This is a genomic window from Pseudomonas putida (assembly GCF_009883635.2).
Lineage (GTDB): Bacteria > Pseudomonadota > Gammaproteobacteria > Pseudomonadales > Pseudomonadaceae > Aquipseudomonas > Aquipseudomonas putida_W.
The window spans coordinates 3,222,704-3,237,883 of record NZ_CP026115.2 but is presented as its reverse complement, the minus strand read 5'-3'; the positions used below and the strand labels follow the sequence as shown (position 1 = coordinate 3,237,883).

The following is a 15,180-nucleotide window of genomic DNA, read 5'->3' as shown; positions in this document are numbered from 1 at the left end:
CTCATCCTTCTTTTCGTCCGTGATTGCTCGGCGTCTTGTCGCCGGTCACTTCGCGGTACCACAACTCATGGTGCTTGCGTGCCCAGGCGCGGCTGACCCAGCCATGCAGCATGGCGCCGATCGAGCCCTTGATCCAGATACCGGCGTAGATGTGCACGATGATGCTGAGGATCAGCACGAACGCCGCCAGGGCATGGGCCAGCGCCGACAGGCGGATGACCTCGATACCGAACAGGTGGCTGAAATACGCGCGCCAGATCACCACGCCACTGAGCAGCAGCACCAGCATGCACGCCAGCAGGGTCCAGAACAGCAGCTTCTGACCGGCGTTGTACTTGCCGATCGGCGGCACGCCCTCCTCCTTGTTCAGCATCACCCGGTCCACGCGGCGCAGCCACAGGCGGTCGTTGGCGGTGATGAAGTTGGCACGCCAGAAGCGGAACACCAAGCCGAGGAAGAACACGAACATCGCCACGCCCAGGAACGGATGCAGGATGCGCGTCCATGGCCCGCCGCCGAACAGATGGCTGAGCCAGAACAGTGCCGGGTGGAACAGCGCAAGCCCCGAGAGCCCCGCCGTCATGAACAGGATCGCGACGATCCAGTGGTTGGTCCGCTCGTTGGCGTTGTAGCGCAGGATGGGTTTGTTGTCGTTCATGGCCGCCGCTCCCCTTGCCCACCGGGCCTGGTCGGATCATAGACATGCACCGACGGGTCCACCTGATGCGCGCTGTGGTCCGGCGGTGTGGGGTGCTCATCTTCTTCCACCCGCTGTGGGCCAACCCGGACGTAGTGGAAGAACCCTGCCAGCACCGCCGCGCCCATGGCCAGCAGCGCCAGCGGCTTGGTGAAGCCCTTCCACAAGCCCACCAGCGGGCTGATCACCGGCTGGTCCGGCAGGCCGGCATACAGCTTTGGCGTGTCGGCATGGTGCAGCACATACATAACGTGGGTGCCGCCAACGCCGTCCGGGTCGTATAGCCCGGCCTGGTCGAAGCCGCGCGACTTGAGGTCGACGATGCGCTCGGCGGCATGCACCTTCATTTCTTCCTTGGTGCCGAACACGATCGCCCCGGTCGGGCAGGTCTTCACGCAGGCCGGCTCCAGGCCCACGCTCACGCGGTCGGAACACAGGGTACACTTGTACGCCTTGTGGTCCTTCTGCGAGATGCGCGGGATGTTGAACGGGCAGCCGGTGATGCAGTAGCCACAGCCGATGCAGTGGTCCTGGTTGAAGTCGACGATGCCGTTGGCGTGCTTGATGATCGCCCCTGGGCTCGGGCAGGCCTTCAGGCAGCCTGGGTCGGCGCAGTGCATGCAGCCGTCCTTGCGGATCAGCCACTCCAGGTTGCCGTCGTCGCGCTCGTGCTCGGTGAAGCGCATCAGGGTCCAGGTCTCGGCAGTGAGGTCCTGAGGGTTGTCGTAGGTGCCGTGGTTGTGGCCGACCTCGTCACGCAGTTCGTTCCACTCCGAGCACGCCACCTGGCAGGCCTTGCAGCCGATGCACTTGGTGGTGTCGATCAGCTTGGCGACCTCGTCCAGCTGGCGTACCGAAGGCGGAACGGTGGTGGTGGCCGAGCGGGCGATGATGTCTTGGCTGGCCATCAGAGTTTCTCCACTTTGACGAGGAACGACTTGGACTCCGGCGTCTGGGTGTTGCCGTCACCGAGGAATGGCACCAGGGTGTTGGTCAGGTAGCCATGCCGCGTGGTCCCGGTGAAACCCCAGTGCAGCGGGATGCCGATCTGGTGAACGGTCTGGTTGTTGACCTGCAGCGGGCGAATCCGCTTGGTCACCACCGCCACCGCATCGATGTGCCCCCGCTTGCTCGACACCCGCACCCGGTCACCGGCCTTGATGCCTTTCTCGTTGGCCAGCACCTCGCCGATCTCGACGAATTGCTCGGGCTGGGCGATGGCATTGAGGCGGCAATGCTTGCTCCAGAAGTGGAAGTGCTCGGTCAGCCGGTAGGTGGTCGCCGCGTAGGGGAACTCGTCGTGCTTGCCGAGGGTGTCCCACACCGAATCGAAGATCCGCCCGGCCGGGTTGCTGGTGGCCTTCTTGTTCTGCGGATGCAGAGGGTTGATGCCAATCGGCGTCTCGAACGGCTCGTAGTGCTCGGGGAATGGGCCTTCGGCCATCTTGTCGATGGCGAAGAAACGCGCCACGCCTTCGGGGTTCATGATGAACGGGTTCATCCCGGCCTCTGGCGGCGAGTCGACCTTGAAGTCGGGCACGTCGGTGCCGGTCCAGGCCTTGCCGTTCCACCACACCAGGCGCTTCTTCTCCGGGTCCCACGGTTTGCCTTGCGGGTCGCTGGAGGCGCGGTTGTAGAGGATGCGGCGGTTGGCCGGCCAGGCCCAGGCCCAGTTCTGCACCTGGTGCATGCCGTACGGGTCGCTGTTGTCGCGGCGGGCCATCTGGTTGCCCTGTTCGGTCCAGCAACCGGCGAAGATCCAGCAGCCAGACGCGGTGCTGCCGTCGTCCTTCATCTGGCCGAAGCCTGCCAGCTGCTGGCCGGCCTTGAGCGTGGCACCGGTGGCGTCGGCGAGGTCGGTGACCGCCCAGCCGTTCATCTCCTTGGCCAGCTCCTCGGGCGATGGCTCTTCAGGGATCTTGTACGGCCAGTGGATGTTCATCATCGCATCCGGGTAGGCACCGCCCTCGGTCTGGTAGCGATGACGCAAGCGCAGGAACAGCTCGCTCATGATCCGCACGTCGGTGCGGGTCTCGCCCGGGCCATCGGCGCCCTTCCAGTGCCATTGCAGCCAGCGACTGCTGTTGACCAGCGAGCCATCCTCCTCAGCGAAGCAGGTGGTGGGCAGGCGGATCACCTCGGTCTGGATATTGGCCGTGTCGACATCGTTGAACGGCCCGGCGTTGCGCCAGAATTCCGAGGTTTCGGTGGCCAGCGGGTCCATGATCACCAGCCACTTGAGCTTGCCGAGGGCCGCCGTGACGCGGTTTTTGTCCGGCAGCGCGGCGATCGGGTTGAAGCCCTGGCACATATAGCCGTTGACCTTGCCCTGGCCCATCATCTCGAACATGCGCAGCACGTCGTAGGCCGGTACGTCGAGTTTGGGCAGCCAGTCATAGCCCCAGTTGTTTTCTGCGGTGGCGTTGGCGCCGTACCAGGCCTTCATCAGGCTGACGTGGAACTTGCCATAGTTCTGCCAGTACGACAGCTGCCCTGGGCGCAGCGGCTTCGACGCACGCTTGTCGATGTAGGTGGCGTAGTCCTGCTCGGCGTCACCGGCCAGGGTCAGGTAACCCGGCAACGAGTTGGACAGCAGGCCGAGGTCGGTCAGGCCCTGGATGTTGGAGTGCCCGCGCAGGGCGTTGACCCCGCCACCCGGCATGCCGACGTTGCCCAGCAACAGCTGGACCATGGCCGCACTGCGGATGATCTGCGCGCCGATGGAATGCTGCGTCCAGCCGAGTGCGTAGAGGATCGTCATGGTCTTGCCCGGTACCGAGCAGGTGGCGATCTCTTCCCAGACCTTCATCATGGCGTCCTGCGGCATGCCGCAGGTCATGCTGGCCAGTTCCGGGGTGTAGCGGCTGTAGTGCTGCTTCATCAGCTGGTACACGCAGCGCGGGTGCTGCAGAGTCGGGTCCACCTTGGCGAAGCCGTCCTCGCCCAGCTCATAGCCCCAGCCGGATTTATCCGCATACACGCGCTTGGCCTCGTCGTAGCCGCTGAACAGCCCGTCCTCGAAGCCATAGTTCTCTTTGACGATGAACGACACGTCGGTGTAGTTGCGCACGTACTCGTGCTGGATCTTGTCGTTGCTCAGCAGGTAATTGATTAACCCGCCCATGAAGGCGATGTCGGTCCCGGTACGGATCGGCGCATAGTAGTCCGCCACCGAAGCGGTACGGGTAAACCGCGGGTCGACCACGATCAGCCGCGCCTGGTTGTGCGCCTTGGCTTCGGTCACCCATTTGAAGCCGCACGGATGCGCTTCTGCTGCGTTGCCACCCATCACCAGGACCAGATTCGCGTTGGCGATATCGGACCAGTGGTTGGTCATGGCGCCACGGCCGTACGTCGGGGCAAGACTTGCCACCGTCGGGCCATGTCAGACACGTGCCTGGTTATCGAACCCCAGCATGCCGGTTGCGCGGACGACCTTGTGGGTCAGGTAGCCCGCCTCGCTGGAGGCGGCGGAGGCAGCGAGGAAACCGGTGGTGAGCCAGCGGTTTACCGTTTGCCCCTGGGCGTTCTTCTCGATGAAGTTGGCGTCGCGGTCCTGCTTCATCAGGTCGGCGACACGGTCGAGCGCCTCGTCCCAGCTGACCCGCACCCACTCGTTGCTGCCCGGCTTGCGCATCTCGGGGTACTTGAGGCGGCTCGGGCTGTGGATGAAATCGAGCAGCCCGGCGCCTTTCGGGCACAGGGTGCCGCGGTTGACCGGGTGATCGGCGTCGCCTTCGATGTGGATGATGCTCTGTTTGACGTTCTTGCCCGCATCACCCTGGCTGTACAGGATCAGGCCGCAGCCGACCGAGCAGTAGGGGCAGGTGTTGCGGGTCTCTTTGGTGTGCGCCAGCTTGAAGTGACGCACCTGCTCGGCGAAGGCCGGCGTCGGGGCCATGCCCAACGCCGCCAGGCTCGAGCCTCCAAGGCCCACTGCGGCGACCTTGAAGAACTGCCGACGGTTGAGATCCATCGTGCACTCCTGATCAGGTTTGGACGCACGGAACATGGCCGGCGCCTCTTGGTAGTCACGGTGGCGGCTAATTGATGGCCGCCAATAGATAAGACTAGTCAAGAAACGAGAAGGTGCGATGACATGGGTCAGGGGTGTGGGGATTGACTGTGTCTGGGGGCTGCGTTGGGGCTGCCGGGTGCATGCCTTGAGCTCTATAGCGCCTGTGGGATCGAGCGCCGCCCGCGCGGCGCATCGCGAGCTGCGCTCGCTCCTACGTCTGTTTCTGGCCAGTAACGCCTGTGGCAGACGCGCGCGACCGCCTTGTTCGTACGACGCGATGTAACGCCATGCGCCAAGGCGCTCGCGCGCAAATTCCCCAGGAAAAAATGGCCCGAAACAAACGTAGGAGCGAGCGCAGCTCGCGATGCGCCGCGCGGGCGGCGCTCGATCTCATAGGCGCTGCAAGTGCACTCCGGGATGTTTGAGGCGGCTGGGGCTGAGGACAAAGTTGGATAGACCCAGTCGGGTCATTGCATAACCCATTCAACACTGCGGCAGGTTACGCGCCACATTGAGCGCCGCGCTGCTCTGGGCCACCGGCATGATCTCGACGGTATTGATGTTCACATGCCCCGGCTGCTCGGCAATCCACGCCACCGTGGCGGCGATGTCCTCCGGCAGGATGGCCTCCACGTCGCGGTAGAGGGCTTGCACGGCATCCAGGTCGCCGTTCAGGCGCACCACCGAAAAGTCGGTGCCCGAGCACAAACCCGGCTCGATATTGCTCACCCGCACGCGGGTGCCTGCCAGGTCGGCGCGCAGGTTCAGGCTGAACTGGCGTACAAACGCCTTGCTGGCGCCATACACATTGCCGCCCGGGTACGGATAGGTGCCGGCGATGGACCCCATGTTGATGATCATCCCGCTGTCGGCCTCCACCATCTGCGGCAGGACCTTGTGGGTCACCATCGCCAGGCCGGTGACGTTGGTGTCGATCATCTGCTGCCAGTTCTCGCTACTGCTGGCCTGGGCGCGGTCGACACCCAGCGCCAGCCCGGCATTGTTCACCAGCAGGTCAATTTGCAGCGAGGCGTCGCGGACTTGTTCGAACGCCGACTCGATCGACAACGGATCGGTGACGTCCAGCGCCAGCGCAATGAAATTGTCGCCCAGCTCGGTCTCCAGCACTTGCAGCTTGTCCATGCGCCGGGCGGCGCCGATCACACGGTAGCCCTTGCCGATCAGGGTGCGGCAGATGGCCCGGCCAAAGCCCGAAGAAGCGCCGGTCACGAATGCAGTTTTCATCAGTTATCTCCTTTGAAGGGGGTCAGGCCAGGTACTTCACACCCAGGCTGGTAAACAGGCAGAGCATCGAGAACACCAACGCCTTGCGCACCACTTCATTGCCTTTGCGCAGGGCCAGGGCGCTGCCCAGGTGGTTGCCGAGGATGTTGCAGGCCACCAGCGGTAGCGCCAGCAGGTAAACGACCTTGCCCGCCATGACGAACGCCACCAGGGCGCCGATGTTGGAGGCGAAGTTGAAGGTCTTGGAGTTGGCGGAACTGGAGACCAGGTCCATGCGCAGCAGGTAGTGGAACGCGATGATGAACATGCTGCCGGTGCCGGGGCCGAAAAAGCCGTCGTAGAAGCCGATGGCCAGGCAGGTCAACGGCACCACAGTGAACAGCATGCGCGGCGACAGTTCGCGCTCTTCCACCGGGCGGTCCTTGGGAGTGAGGAAGATAAGGATGCCGAACGGGATCAGCGCCAGGATGATCTTGCCCACGGTTTCCTGGGGAATCGACACGATCAGGTGCGCGCCCAGATAAGCTCCGAGCAATGAGAACGGCACCCCGACCAGCGCCACCTGCCAGACCATCTTGCTGTTGGCCAGGAAGTTGCGGATGGCCGCGAGCGTGCCAAGGGTGCTGACCAGTTTCTCCTGCCCCAGGGCAACCTGCGGTGGCATGCCCACCAGCAGAAAACCGGGTACCAGAAACAGCCCGCCACCCCCGGCGATGCTGTCGACAAAGCCTGCAACGAATGCGATAGCGCCCAGCATCAGGATCGCCAACAACCAGTGTTCCGCCCAGAAGGCGCCTAACAGTTCCATATCGGTACGTCCGTCGAGTCAGTAAAAGAGAATCAGGAGAGCACTTCGTAAAGGTGATCGGCCCGGGCGAAATGCACGCGGTTCAGGTCGTTGACCGCGAACAGGCGCAGCAGCCAGCGGTCGGCACCATCGTTCTGTGGCTCGAAGCCATCGCGGGCATGCAGCACACGCTGGTTCTTGAAGACCATGAAGTCGCCCGGCAGCAGCAGGTGGGGTTCGTCGAAGCGGCGGGTTTCCAACACGCTGCGCAGGCTGGCCAGTGCCTGCTCGGCCCGCAGGTTGAGGCCGTGGGTGTTCTCGCTGTCGAAACGGCACAACCATTCACCGGCCTGGCCGCGCACCAGCACCGGGAGTTCGGCCGTGCAACGGCGGTTGCCGCTAAAGGAGTCCGGGCGGCGGATCTCGAACTGTGGCAGGCACAGTTCGCGCACGGTGGCAGCGGGCAGTGCCGCCACCACGGCATCGAGGCTGACCAGTGTGGTACTGATGCGCGGGTCGCAGCGCATGCCGAAGAACGACAGGTATTCCGGGCAGCAGGACGTGTCGCCGAGCGGCTCGGATGACAGCGGCAGGTCCGGGTTGTCCACGTGATAGGAGAAGCGCAGCTTCGAGCCATGGGAGCTCTTGTGGCTGGAGGAATGGCGCGAAGGAATGACATGGCGGAACAGCCGGCCATCGTTCTCACCCTCGTAGACCACCGGGTTGATCCCCATCAGGCTCTGCATGGTCAGGCTGACCAGGCAGGCAACCGGCGTGCTGCGCGGGCTGAGTACGCCCGAATAAGGCGTGGGTGGGATGTCACGGTCACGCGGGCAATTGCGCACGATCATGCTGGTCAGGTACGGGTCCGTGACAAAGCCACGGATCTGTTGGCACAGCGCCTTGCCCAGCACGTCCTGGGCCTGGTCCTTGAGCTGTGGATAAAGCTCCTTGCTCGTCTCGAAGTCGAGCGGTGTGTTGTTCAGCAAGGTTTGCCAGGCGCTGGAGATGACCCAGGGCAGACGGATCTCCAGTGAGGCTTGAAGCTCGGCGCCTTGATGCAGGTGTGCACTTTCCATTTGCAGTGATATTCCATGTTGCTGGCTTGAGGCCAGTCGGTGTCGGCGGCAGATGTTTATGTTTTTGAAGCCGGTCACAGCGGGACGATGCCAGCCGCTGAAGCCAGCGAGAGCACAGCGAATTGCATCGACGCAATAATTGTAATTATAAAAATAACTTCGATTCAATCCATTTTCCAAAAGGCGAAGACAGACGATTGAGTCGATTCAATCAACTTATTGATTTCAAAAGGTTTCTGGAAAATGTAGCGAAACGGCGCAGGATTCAGACCCGATTTATCTCAATCAAGGCCACGCTTGAAGGTCCGTGATTGACTGATCGATACGATTCAATCAAGGTAATTTACACGTAGGAAAACACAATTACTTCCATCAGACCTTTCGTGCTAGGCTTCCGCGTTCTCGCAGATTCTGGTGCCATTTCTATGTGGGTTCCTCACTACAGCGACCTGGCGCAGCCGGTCTACCTGATGATCGCCGACGCCCTGGAGCAGGACATCGGCAGCGGCCGGCTGGTGGCTGGCGAACGCTTGCCAACCCTCAAGGACCTGGCCGAGTCACTGGACGTGACACCCGGCACCATTGGCCGTGCCTATGACGAAGCCGCCAAGCGTGGCCTGGTGGTGGGTGAGGTCGGGCGCGGGACTTTCGTGCTGCCGCAACGCCAGCCGCAGCCCCCTGCCCCGCTTGCGCCTGCACGGCCCCGCCCCAGCAGCGCCGAGCGCGAGAGCGGGCAGATCGACCTGTCGATCATCAAGCCCAATGACGCCCACATGACCGATTGGCTGCGCGGCGCCATCAACGAACTGGCCCAGTCGCCCGACCTTGCCCACGTGCTGGACTATGTCACCGAGGGCGGCCATGCGACCCACAAGCAGGCTGGCGCGGCCTGGATCCAGCGCTGGCTGCCCGATGCACGCTGGCAACAGGTGGTACTGACGTCCGGCGCTCAGCATGGCTTGCTGGTGGCCATCAGCAGCCTTTCGAAGAGCGACGACGTGGTGCTGTGCGAATCGTTCTGCTACCCAGGCATCATCTCCCTGGCCCACAGCATGGGACGTCGCCTGCGTGGCGTAGCCATGGACGAATTCGGGCTGATTCCCGAGGCGCTGCGTGCGGCATGCCTGGAACATCGCCCTTCGCTGCTGGTGTGCGTCACCACGCACCAGAACCCGACCAACTCGATCATGCCCCATGCGCGGCGCGAGGCCATCGCCGAAATCGCTCGCGAGTTCGACCTGTTCATCGTCGATGACGACATCTATGGCTTTCTCGAACCCACCCCGGACTACAAGCCGCTTGCCGCGTATGCCCCTGAACGCTCGGTGTACCTCACCAGCCTGTCCAAGAGCGTGCTGCCGGCACTGCGTATCGGCTACCTGTATGCCCCGCCGCAAACCCTCTCGCGGCTATCATCGATGGTACGCAGCAGCGTCTGGATGCCATCACCACTGATGGCGCAACTGGCCAGCAACCTGATCAACAGCGGCATGGCCGATCAGTTGGTGCAGGTGCAGCAGGAGGAAGCGGCTGCGCGTCAGCACATGGCGCGAGAGATTCTGGGTAAGTACAGGATCCGCAGCCAGCCCAACAGCTTCCATATCTGGCTGGAATTGCCCGAGCCCTGGACCAGTGACGAATTTGCCAACCTGGCACGCAACAATGGCGTCACGGTGGTCAGCGGCAGCCAGTTCCTGCCCGAGCGCAGCCATGCCACCTGTGGCGTACGGATTGCCTTGATGTCTCCCAGCCGCCAGGAACTGGGCTTTGCCCTGACCAAACTGGCGAGCCTGCTGGATTCGCCGGAACCGCGGTTGTTTTATTGAGCAGGGTTGTAGGAAGGGCATAAAAAAACCCAGGGCAACTGCCCTGGGTTTCTGTTTCAGCTAGACGCCTTGCCGTTCGATCAGAACGGAATATCGTCATCGAAGCTGTCGAAGTCAGCCGCCGGCTGCGGCGCAGGCTGCTGTGGCGCCGGACGCTGTTGCTGCTGCGGGCGCTGAGCCTGCTGGCGTGGCGGAGCCTGGTTGTACTGTTGCTGCTGGCCGCCACCGTAGTTGCCGCCACCCTGGTTGTATGGGTCACCGCCCTGCTGCTGGCCCTGCGGACGACCGCCGAGCAGCTGCATGGTGCCGTTGATGTCGACGATGATCTCGGTGGTGTAGCGCTTGATGCCGTCTTTTTCCCACTCGCGGGTCTGCAGCTTGCCTTCGATGTAGCACTGCGAACCTTTGCGCAGGTACTCGCCGGCGATTTCGGCAACCTTGCCGAACAGCGACACACGGTGCCACTCGGTACGCTCGACCTTCTGGCCCGACTGCTTGTCGGTCCACTGCTCGCTGGTGGCCAGGCTCAGGTTGGTCACGGCGTTACCGTTGGGTAGGTAGCGGACTTCGGGATCCTGGCCACAGGTGCCGACCAGAATGACTTTGTTAACCCCACGGGCCATAACGTTCTCCTAGGCTTCGCACGCCGAAGAGGCTGGATTCACCAGTCGCTCGAGGGTCGCACGGTCCAAAATTTTCGTATCCAGTTTGATATAGATGGCGGCTTCATCTGCCACCACCACGGCGTCGGTCACACCCGGCACGGCCATCAGGCGCTCGGTCAAGCCGGCTTCCCGAACTGCCTCTGGCGTCAGCGGCATGCGCAGGCTGGTTACATAGGGCGGCTCGTTCATGCGCAAGGCGACGACCAACCAGATGGCACACAGGATTGCGCAACCAAGGAACACCATGTTCAGCCCGCCGTGCTGGAACAGCCAGCCACCGAGGATTCCTCCCAGGGCGGCGCCGAGGAACTGGCTGGTGGAATACACCCCCATCGCCGTCCCCTTGCCACCAGCAGGCGACACCTTGCTCACCAGCGAAGGCAACGAAGCCTCCAACAGGTTGAATGCGGTAAAGAATACCACGGTGCCAATCACCAGTCCGCGCAAACCGTCAGCCCACTGCCAGAAGAACACTTCCGTCAGCAGCAGGACACTGACCGCACCGGCCAACACACGTTTCATCTTGCGCTTTTTTTCGCCGTAGATGATGAACGGGATCATTGCAAAAAATGAGATCAACAGCGCGGTCAGGTACACCCACCAGTGCTGTTCCTTGGGCAGGCCGCCGCGCTCGACGAACGCCAGGGGCAGCGCGACGAAGCTGGCCATGAGGATAGCGTGGAGGATGAAAATGCCCACATCCAGGCGCAGAAGGTCCGGGTGACGCAGGGTCGGGCCGAGGGCCTGGCGCGCCACACCCGACTCGCGATGCTGCAAGGTGCTATGGGTATTGGGTACGACGAAGGCGATCAACAGGATGCCGACCAGGGCAAGTCCTGCAGTGGCAAGGAACAATCCTGACAAGCCGAAGTGGCTTGTGAGCAATGGGCCAATGACCATGGCCACGGCGAACGACAGGCCGATGCTCATGCCGATCATCGCCATCGCCTTGGTCCGGTGCTGCTCGCGGGTCAGGTCCGAGAGCAAGGCCATGACCGCAGCGGAAATTGCCCCGGCGCCCTGCAGGATTCGCCCGGCGATCACGCCCCAGATGGAATCGGCCTGGGCCGCCAACAGGCTGCCCAGGGCAAAGACCACCAGCCCCAGGTAAATCACCGGCCGGCGGCCGATGCGGTCGGAAATCATCCCGAACGGGATCTGCAATACTGCCTGGGTCAGGCCGTAGGCGCCAATGGCCAGGCCGATCAGCGCGGGCGTGGCGCCGGCCAGGTCCATACCGTAGGTGGCCAGCACCGGCAAGACCATGAACATGCCCAGCATACGAAAGGCAAAGACCAGGGCCAGGCCGCTAGCAGCGCGGGTTTCGCCGCTGCTCATGCGCTCGTTGTGGGTGTCGTGCATGGATAAACCTCGTGTGAACCGGCGGCGATTCTATCAGTCCGACAGCCTGAGGGCATCTACGCGACGCTTTGCCGCGTACTGGCAGCGCGCCGTATACTTCCTTGTTTATGCCCGCCGAGCGAGGCCGCAGTGGACAAGATCCTGATTCGTGGGGCGCGTACCCACAACCTGAAGAACATCGACCTGACCCTGCCGCGGGACAAGCTGATCGTGATCACCGGCCTGTCCGGATCCGGCAAGTCGTCCCTGGCGTTCGACACCCTTTACGCCGAAGGCCAGCGCCGCTACGTGGAATCGCTGTCGGCCTATGCCCGGCAATTCCTGTCGATGATGGAAAAGCCCGACGTCGACACCATCGAAGGCCTGTCGCCGGCCATTTCCATCGAGCAGAAGTCGACCTCGCACAACCCCCGCTCCACGGTCGGCACCATCACCGAAATCTACGACTACTTGCGCCTGCTTTATGCCCGCGTCGGTACGCCACGCTGCCCGGACCACGACATCCCGCTGGAAGCGCAAACGATCAGCCAGATGGTCGACCTGGTACTGGAGCGCCCGGAAGGCAGCAAGCTGATGCTGCTGGCGCCGGTCGTGCGCGAGCGCAAGGGTGAGCACCTGGCGGTGTTCGATGAGCTGCGCGCCCAAGGCTTCGTCCGTGCACGGGTCAACGGCAAGCTCTATGAGCTGGACGAACTGCCCAAGCTGGACAAGCAGAAGAAGCACAGCATCGACGTGGTGGTGGACCGTTTCAAGGTCCGCACCGACCTGCAGCAGCGCCTGGCCGAGTCGTTCGAGACCGCTCTGAAGCTGGCCGACGGCATCGCCCTGGTGGCGCCAATGGACGACGAGCCAGGCGAAGAGATGATCTTCTCCGCACGCTTCGCCTGCCCGGTGTGCGGCCACGCGATCAGCGAGCTGGAGCCGAAGCTGTTCTCCTTCAACAACCCGGCCGGTGCCTGCCCGACCTGCGACGGCCTGGGCGTGAAACAGTTCTTCGATACCAAACGCCTGGTCAACAGTGAGCTGACCTTGGCCGAAGGCGCGATCCGCGGCTGGGACCGGCGCAACGTCTACTACTTCCAGATGCTCGGCTCGCTGGCCGCGCATTACGGCTTCAGCCTGGAGGAGCCATTCGGCGAACTCTCGGCCGAGCACCAGAAGGTGATCCTGCAGGGCAGCGGCAAGCAGAGCGTCGACTTCAAGTACCTCAACGACCGCGGCGATATCGTCAAGCGCTCGCACCCGTTCGAAGGCATCGTGCCAAACCTCGAACGCCGCTACCGCGAAACCGAGTCGGCCACCGTGCGTGAAGAGCTGGCCAAGTTCCTCGGCACCCAGCCCTGCCCGGATTGCCGCGGCACCCGCCTGCGCCGCGAAGCCCGCCACGTGTGGGTTGGCGAGAAGACCCTGCCGGCGGTGACCAACCTGCCGATCGGTGAAGCCAGCAGCTACTTCGGTGACCTGACCCTGACCGGCCGCCGTGGCGAGATCGCGGCGAAGATCCTCAAGGAGATCTGCGAGCGCCTGCAGTTCCTGGTCAACGTCGGCCTCGACTACCTGACTCTCGACCGCAGTGCCGACACGCTGTCTGGCGGTGAAGCCCAGCGCATCCGCCTGGCCAGCCAGATCGGTGCCGGCCTGGTCGGGGTGATGTACATCCTCGATGAACCGTCCATCGGCCTTCATCAACGGGACAACGACCGCCTCCTGGCCACCCTCAACCACCTGCGCGACCTTGGCAACACGGTGATCGTGGTTGAGCACGACGAAGACGCTATCCGCCTGGCCGACTACGTGGTGGACATCGGCCCGGGGGCTGGCGTGCACGGTGGCCAGATCGTCGCCGAGGGCTCGCCGCAGGAGGTGATGGACCACCCTGACTCGCTGACGGGCAAGTACCTGTCAGGGCGCAAGAAAATTGTCGTGCCGGCACAGCGCACCCCGCGCAACAAAAAGCTGCAGCTCAAGCTCAAGGGCGCACGTGGCAACAACCTGCAGAACGTAGACCTGGAGATCCCGATCGGCCTGCTGACCTGCGTGACCGGAGTGTCCGGCTCGGGCAAGTCGACGCTGATCAACAACACCCTGTTCCCCCTCGCCGCCACCGCCCTCAACGGCGCGAGCAGCCTGGAAGCCGCACCGCACAGCAGCATGGACGGCCTGCAGCACCTGGACAAGGTGGTGGACATCGACCAGAGCCCGATCGGCCGCACCCCGCGCTCGAACCCGGCGACCTACACCGGCATCTTCACGCCGATTCGCGAGCTGTTCTCCGGCGTGCCGGAATCGCGCTCGCGCGGCTACGGCCCGGGGCGCTTCTCGTTCAACGTCAAGGGCGGCCGTTGCGAAGCCTGCCAGGGCGATGGCCTGATCAAGGTCGAAATGCACTTCCTGCCGGACATCTACGTGCCGTGCGACGTGTGCAAGAGCAAGCGCTACAACCGCGAAACCCTGGAGATCAAGTACAAAGGCAAGAACATCCACGAGGTGCTGGAAATGACCATCGAGGATGCCCGCGAGTTCTTCGATGCGGTACCGGCGCTGGCGCGCAAGCTGCAGACGCTGATGGACGTGGGGCTTTCGTACATCAAGCTGGGGCAATCGGCGACCACCTTGTCCGGTGGCGAGGCGCAACGGGTGAAGCTGTCCCGTGAGCTGTCCAAGCGCGACACTGGCAAGACCCTGTACATCCTCGACGAACCGACCACCGGCCTGCACTTCGCCGACATCCAGCAGCTGCTGGACGTTCTGCATCGCCTGCGTGACCACGGCAACACCGTGGTGGTGATCGAGCATAACCTGGATGTGATCAAGACCGCCGACTGGCTGGTGGACCTGGGGCCGGAAGGCGGTTCCAAGGGTGGTCAGATCATTGCCTGCGGCACCCCGGAAGAGCTGACCAAGATGAAGCAGTCCTACACCGGGCATTACCTCAAGCCGCTGCTGGAACGTGACCGGGCCTGACGGTTGCCGGTGACATTAAAAAGCCCCTGGTACCGTTGGTGCCAGGGGCTTTTTCGTGAAGCTGTGGATAACTTACATCTGCGACTGCAGGTAGTTCTCCAGGCCGATGGCCTTGATCAGGCCCTGCTGCTTCTCCAGCCAGTAGGTGTGATCTTCTTCGGTGTCAGCCAGCTGCGCGCGCAGGATATCGCGGCTGATGTAGTCCTTGTGCAATTCGCACAGCTCGATGCCTTTGCACAGCGCACCACGCACCTTGTACTCGAGCTTGAGGTCGGCCTCGATCATTTCCGGCACGGTGCTGCCCACTTCGAGGTCGTCCGCGCGCATGTCGGGAGTGCCTTCGAGCATGAGGATACGACGCATCAGGGCATCAGCGTGCTGCGTCTCTTCTTCCATCTCGTGGTTGATACGCTCGTAGAGCTTGGACAGGCCCCAGTCTTCGTACATGCGCGAGTGGATGAAGTACTGGTCGCGAGCCGCCAGTTCGCCCTTCAGCAACGTGACGAGGTAGTTGATAACGTCCGGGTGACCTTGCAT

At 63.0% G+C, this 15,180-nt stretch carries 11 protein-coding genes; 2 read left to right on the top strand and 9 right to left on the bottom strand.

Translation table 11 applies throughout. From position 1 onward, the window contains the following. Position 1: 1 nt before the first annotated feature. The 6 genes from C2H86_RS14675 to C2H86_RS14650 form a co-directional block, all read right to left on the bottom strand. Entirely contained in the window at positions 2-658 is a 657-nt protein-coding gene (locus C2H86_RS14675) for a formate dehydrogenase subunit gamma (protein WP_159408689.1), read from the bottom strand. Continuing rightward, the gene (gene fdxH, locus C2H86_RS14670) at positions 655-1,605 is read right to left on the bottom strand and encodes a formate dehydrogenase subunit beta (RefSeq protein ID WP_159408688.1); all 951 of its coding nucleotides are present in this window, start codon (positions 1,603-1,605) and stop codon (positions 655-657) included. Before fdxH ends, C2H86_RS14675 begins: the two co-directional genes overlap by 4 nt. Then, positions 1,605-4,673, bottom strand: a complete 3,069-nt coding sequence (gene fdnG, locus C2H86_RS14665; RefSeq protein WP_159408687.1) for a formate dehydrogenase-N subunit alpha — start codon at positions 4,671-4,673, stop codon at positions 1,605-1,607. Before fdnG ends, fdxH begins: the two co-directional genes overlap by 1 nt. Before the next feature lie 525 nt (positions 4,674-5,198). Then, entirely contained in the window at positions 5,199-5,960 is a 762-nt protein-coding gene (locus tag C2H86_RS14660; protein WP_159408686.1) for an SDR family NAD(P)-dependent oxidoreductase, read from the bottom strand. Between the two features lie 22 nt (positions 5,961-5,982). Next, positions 5,983-6,768 carry a sulfite exporter TauE/SafE family protein gene (locus C2H86_RS14655; RefSeq protein WP_099814604.1) on the bottom strand — a complete coding sequence of 262 codons (786 nt, stop codon included), beginning with the start codon at positions 6,766-6,768 and terminating at the stop codon, positions 5,983-5,985. Between the two features lie 32 nt (positions 6,769-6,800). After that, on the bottom strand, positions 6,801-7,826 hold the full coding sequence (locus tag C2H86_RS14650) for a TauD/TfdA family dioxygenase (protein ID WP_159408685.1): 1,026 nt from the start codon (positions 7,824-7,826) through the stop codon (positions 6,801-6,803). Between the two features lie 425 nt (positions 7,827-8,251). Between C2H86_RS14650 and C2H86_RS14645 the strand changes: the two genes are divergently transcribed. Beyond that, entirely contained in the window at positions 8,252-9,652 is a 1,401-nt protein-coding gene (locus C2H86_RS14645) for a PLP-dependent aminotransferase family protein (RefSeq protein WP_159408684.1), read from the top strand. An 80-nt stretch (positions 9,653-9,732) separates the two neighbouring features. On the opposite strand, the gene C2H86_RS14640 is transcribed toward C2H86_RS14645, so the two are convergent. Next, positions 9,733-10,275: a single-stranded DNA-binding protein gene (locus C2H86_RS14640; RefSeq protein ID WP_085677073.1), complete on the bottom strand. Its 543-nt coding sequence runs from the start codon at positions 10,273-10,275 to the stop codon at positions 9,733-9,735. Positions 10,276-10,284: 9 nt separating this feature from the next. After that, entirely contained in the window at positions 10,285-11,679 is a 1,395-nt protein-coding gene (locus C2H86_RS14635) for an MFS transporter (protein ID WP_103448766.1), read from the bottom strand. A 129-nt stretch (positions 11,680-11,808) separates the two neighbouring features. Between C2H86_RS14635 and uvrA the strand changes: the two genes are divergently transcribed. Continuing rightward, positions 11,809-14,643, top strand: coding sequence for an excinuclease ABC subunit UvrA (gene uvrA, locus C2H86_RS14630; RefSeq protein WP_163985969.1), 2,835 nt, complete (start codon positions 11,809-11,811; stop codon positions 14,641-14,643). A gap of 72 nt (positions 14,644-14,715) precedes the next feature. Here uvrA and bfr read toward each other — a convergent pair whose 3' ends face one another. Further along, a complete protein-coding gene (gene bfr, locus C2H86_RS14625; RefSeq protein WP_003257116.1) occupies positions 14,716-15,180 on the bottom strand; it encodes a bacterioferritin in 465 nt (154 codons plus the stop codon).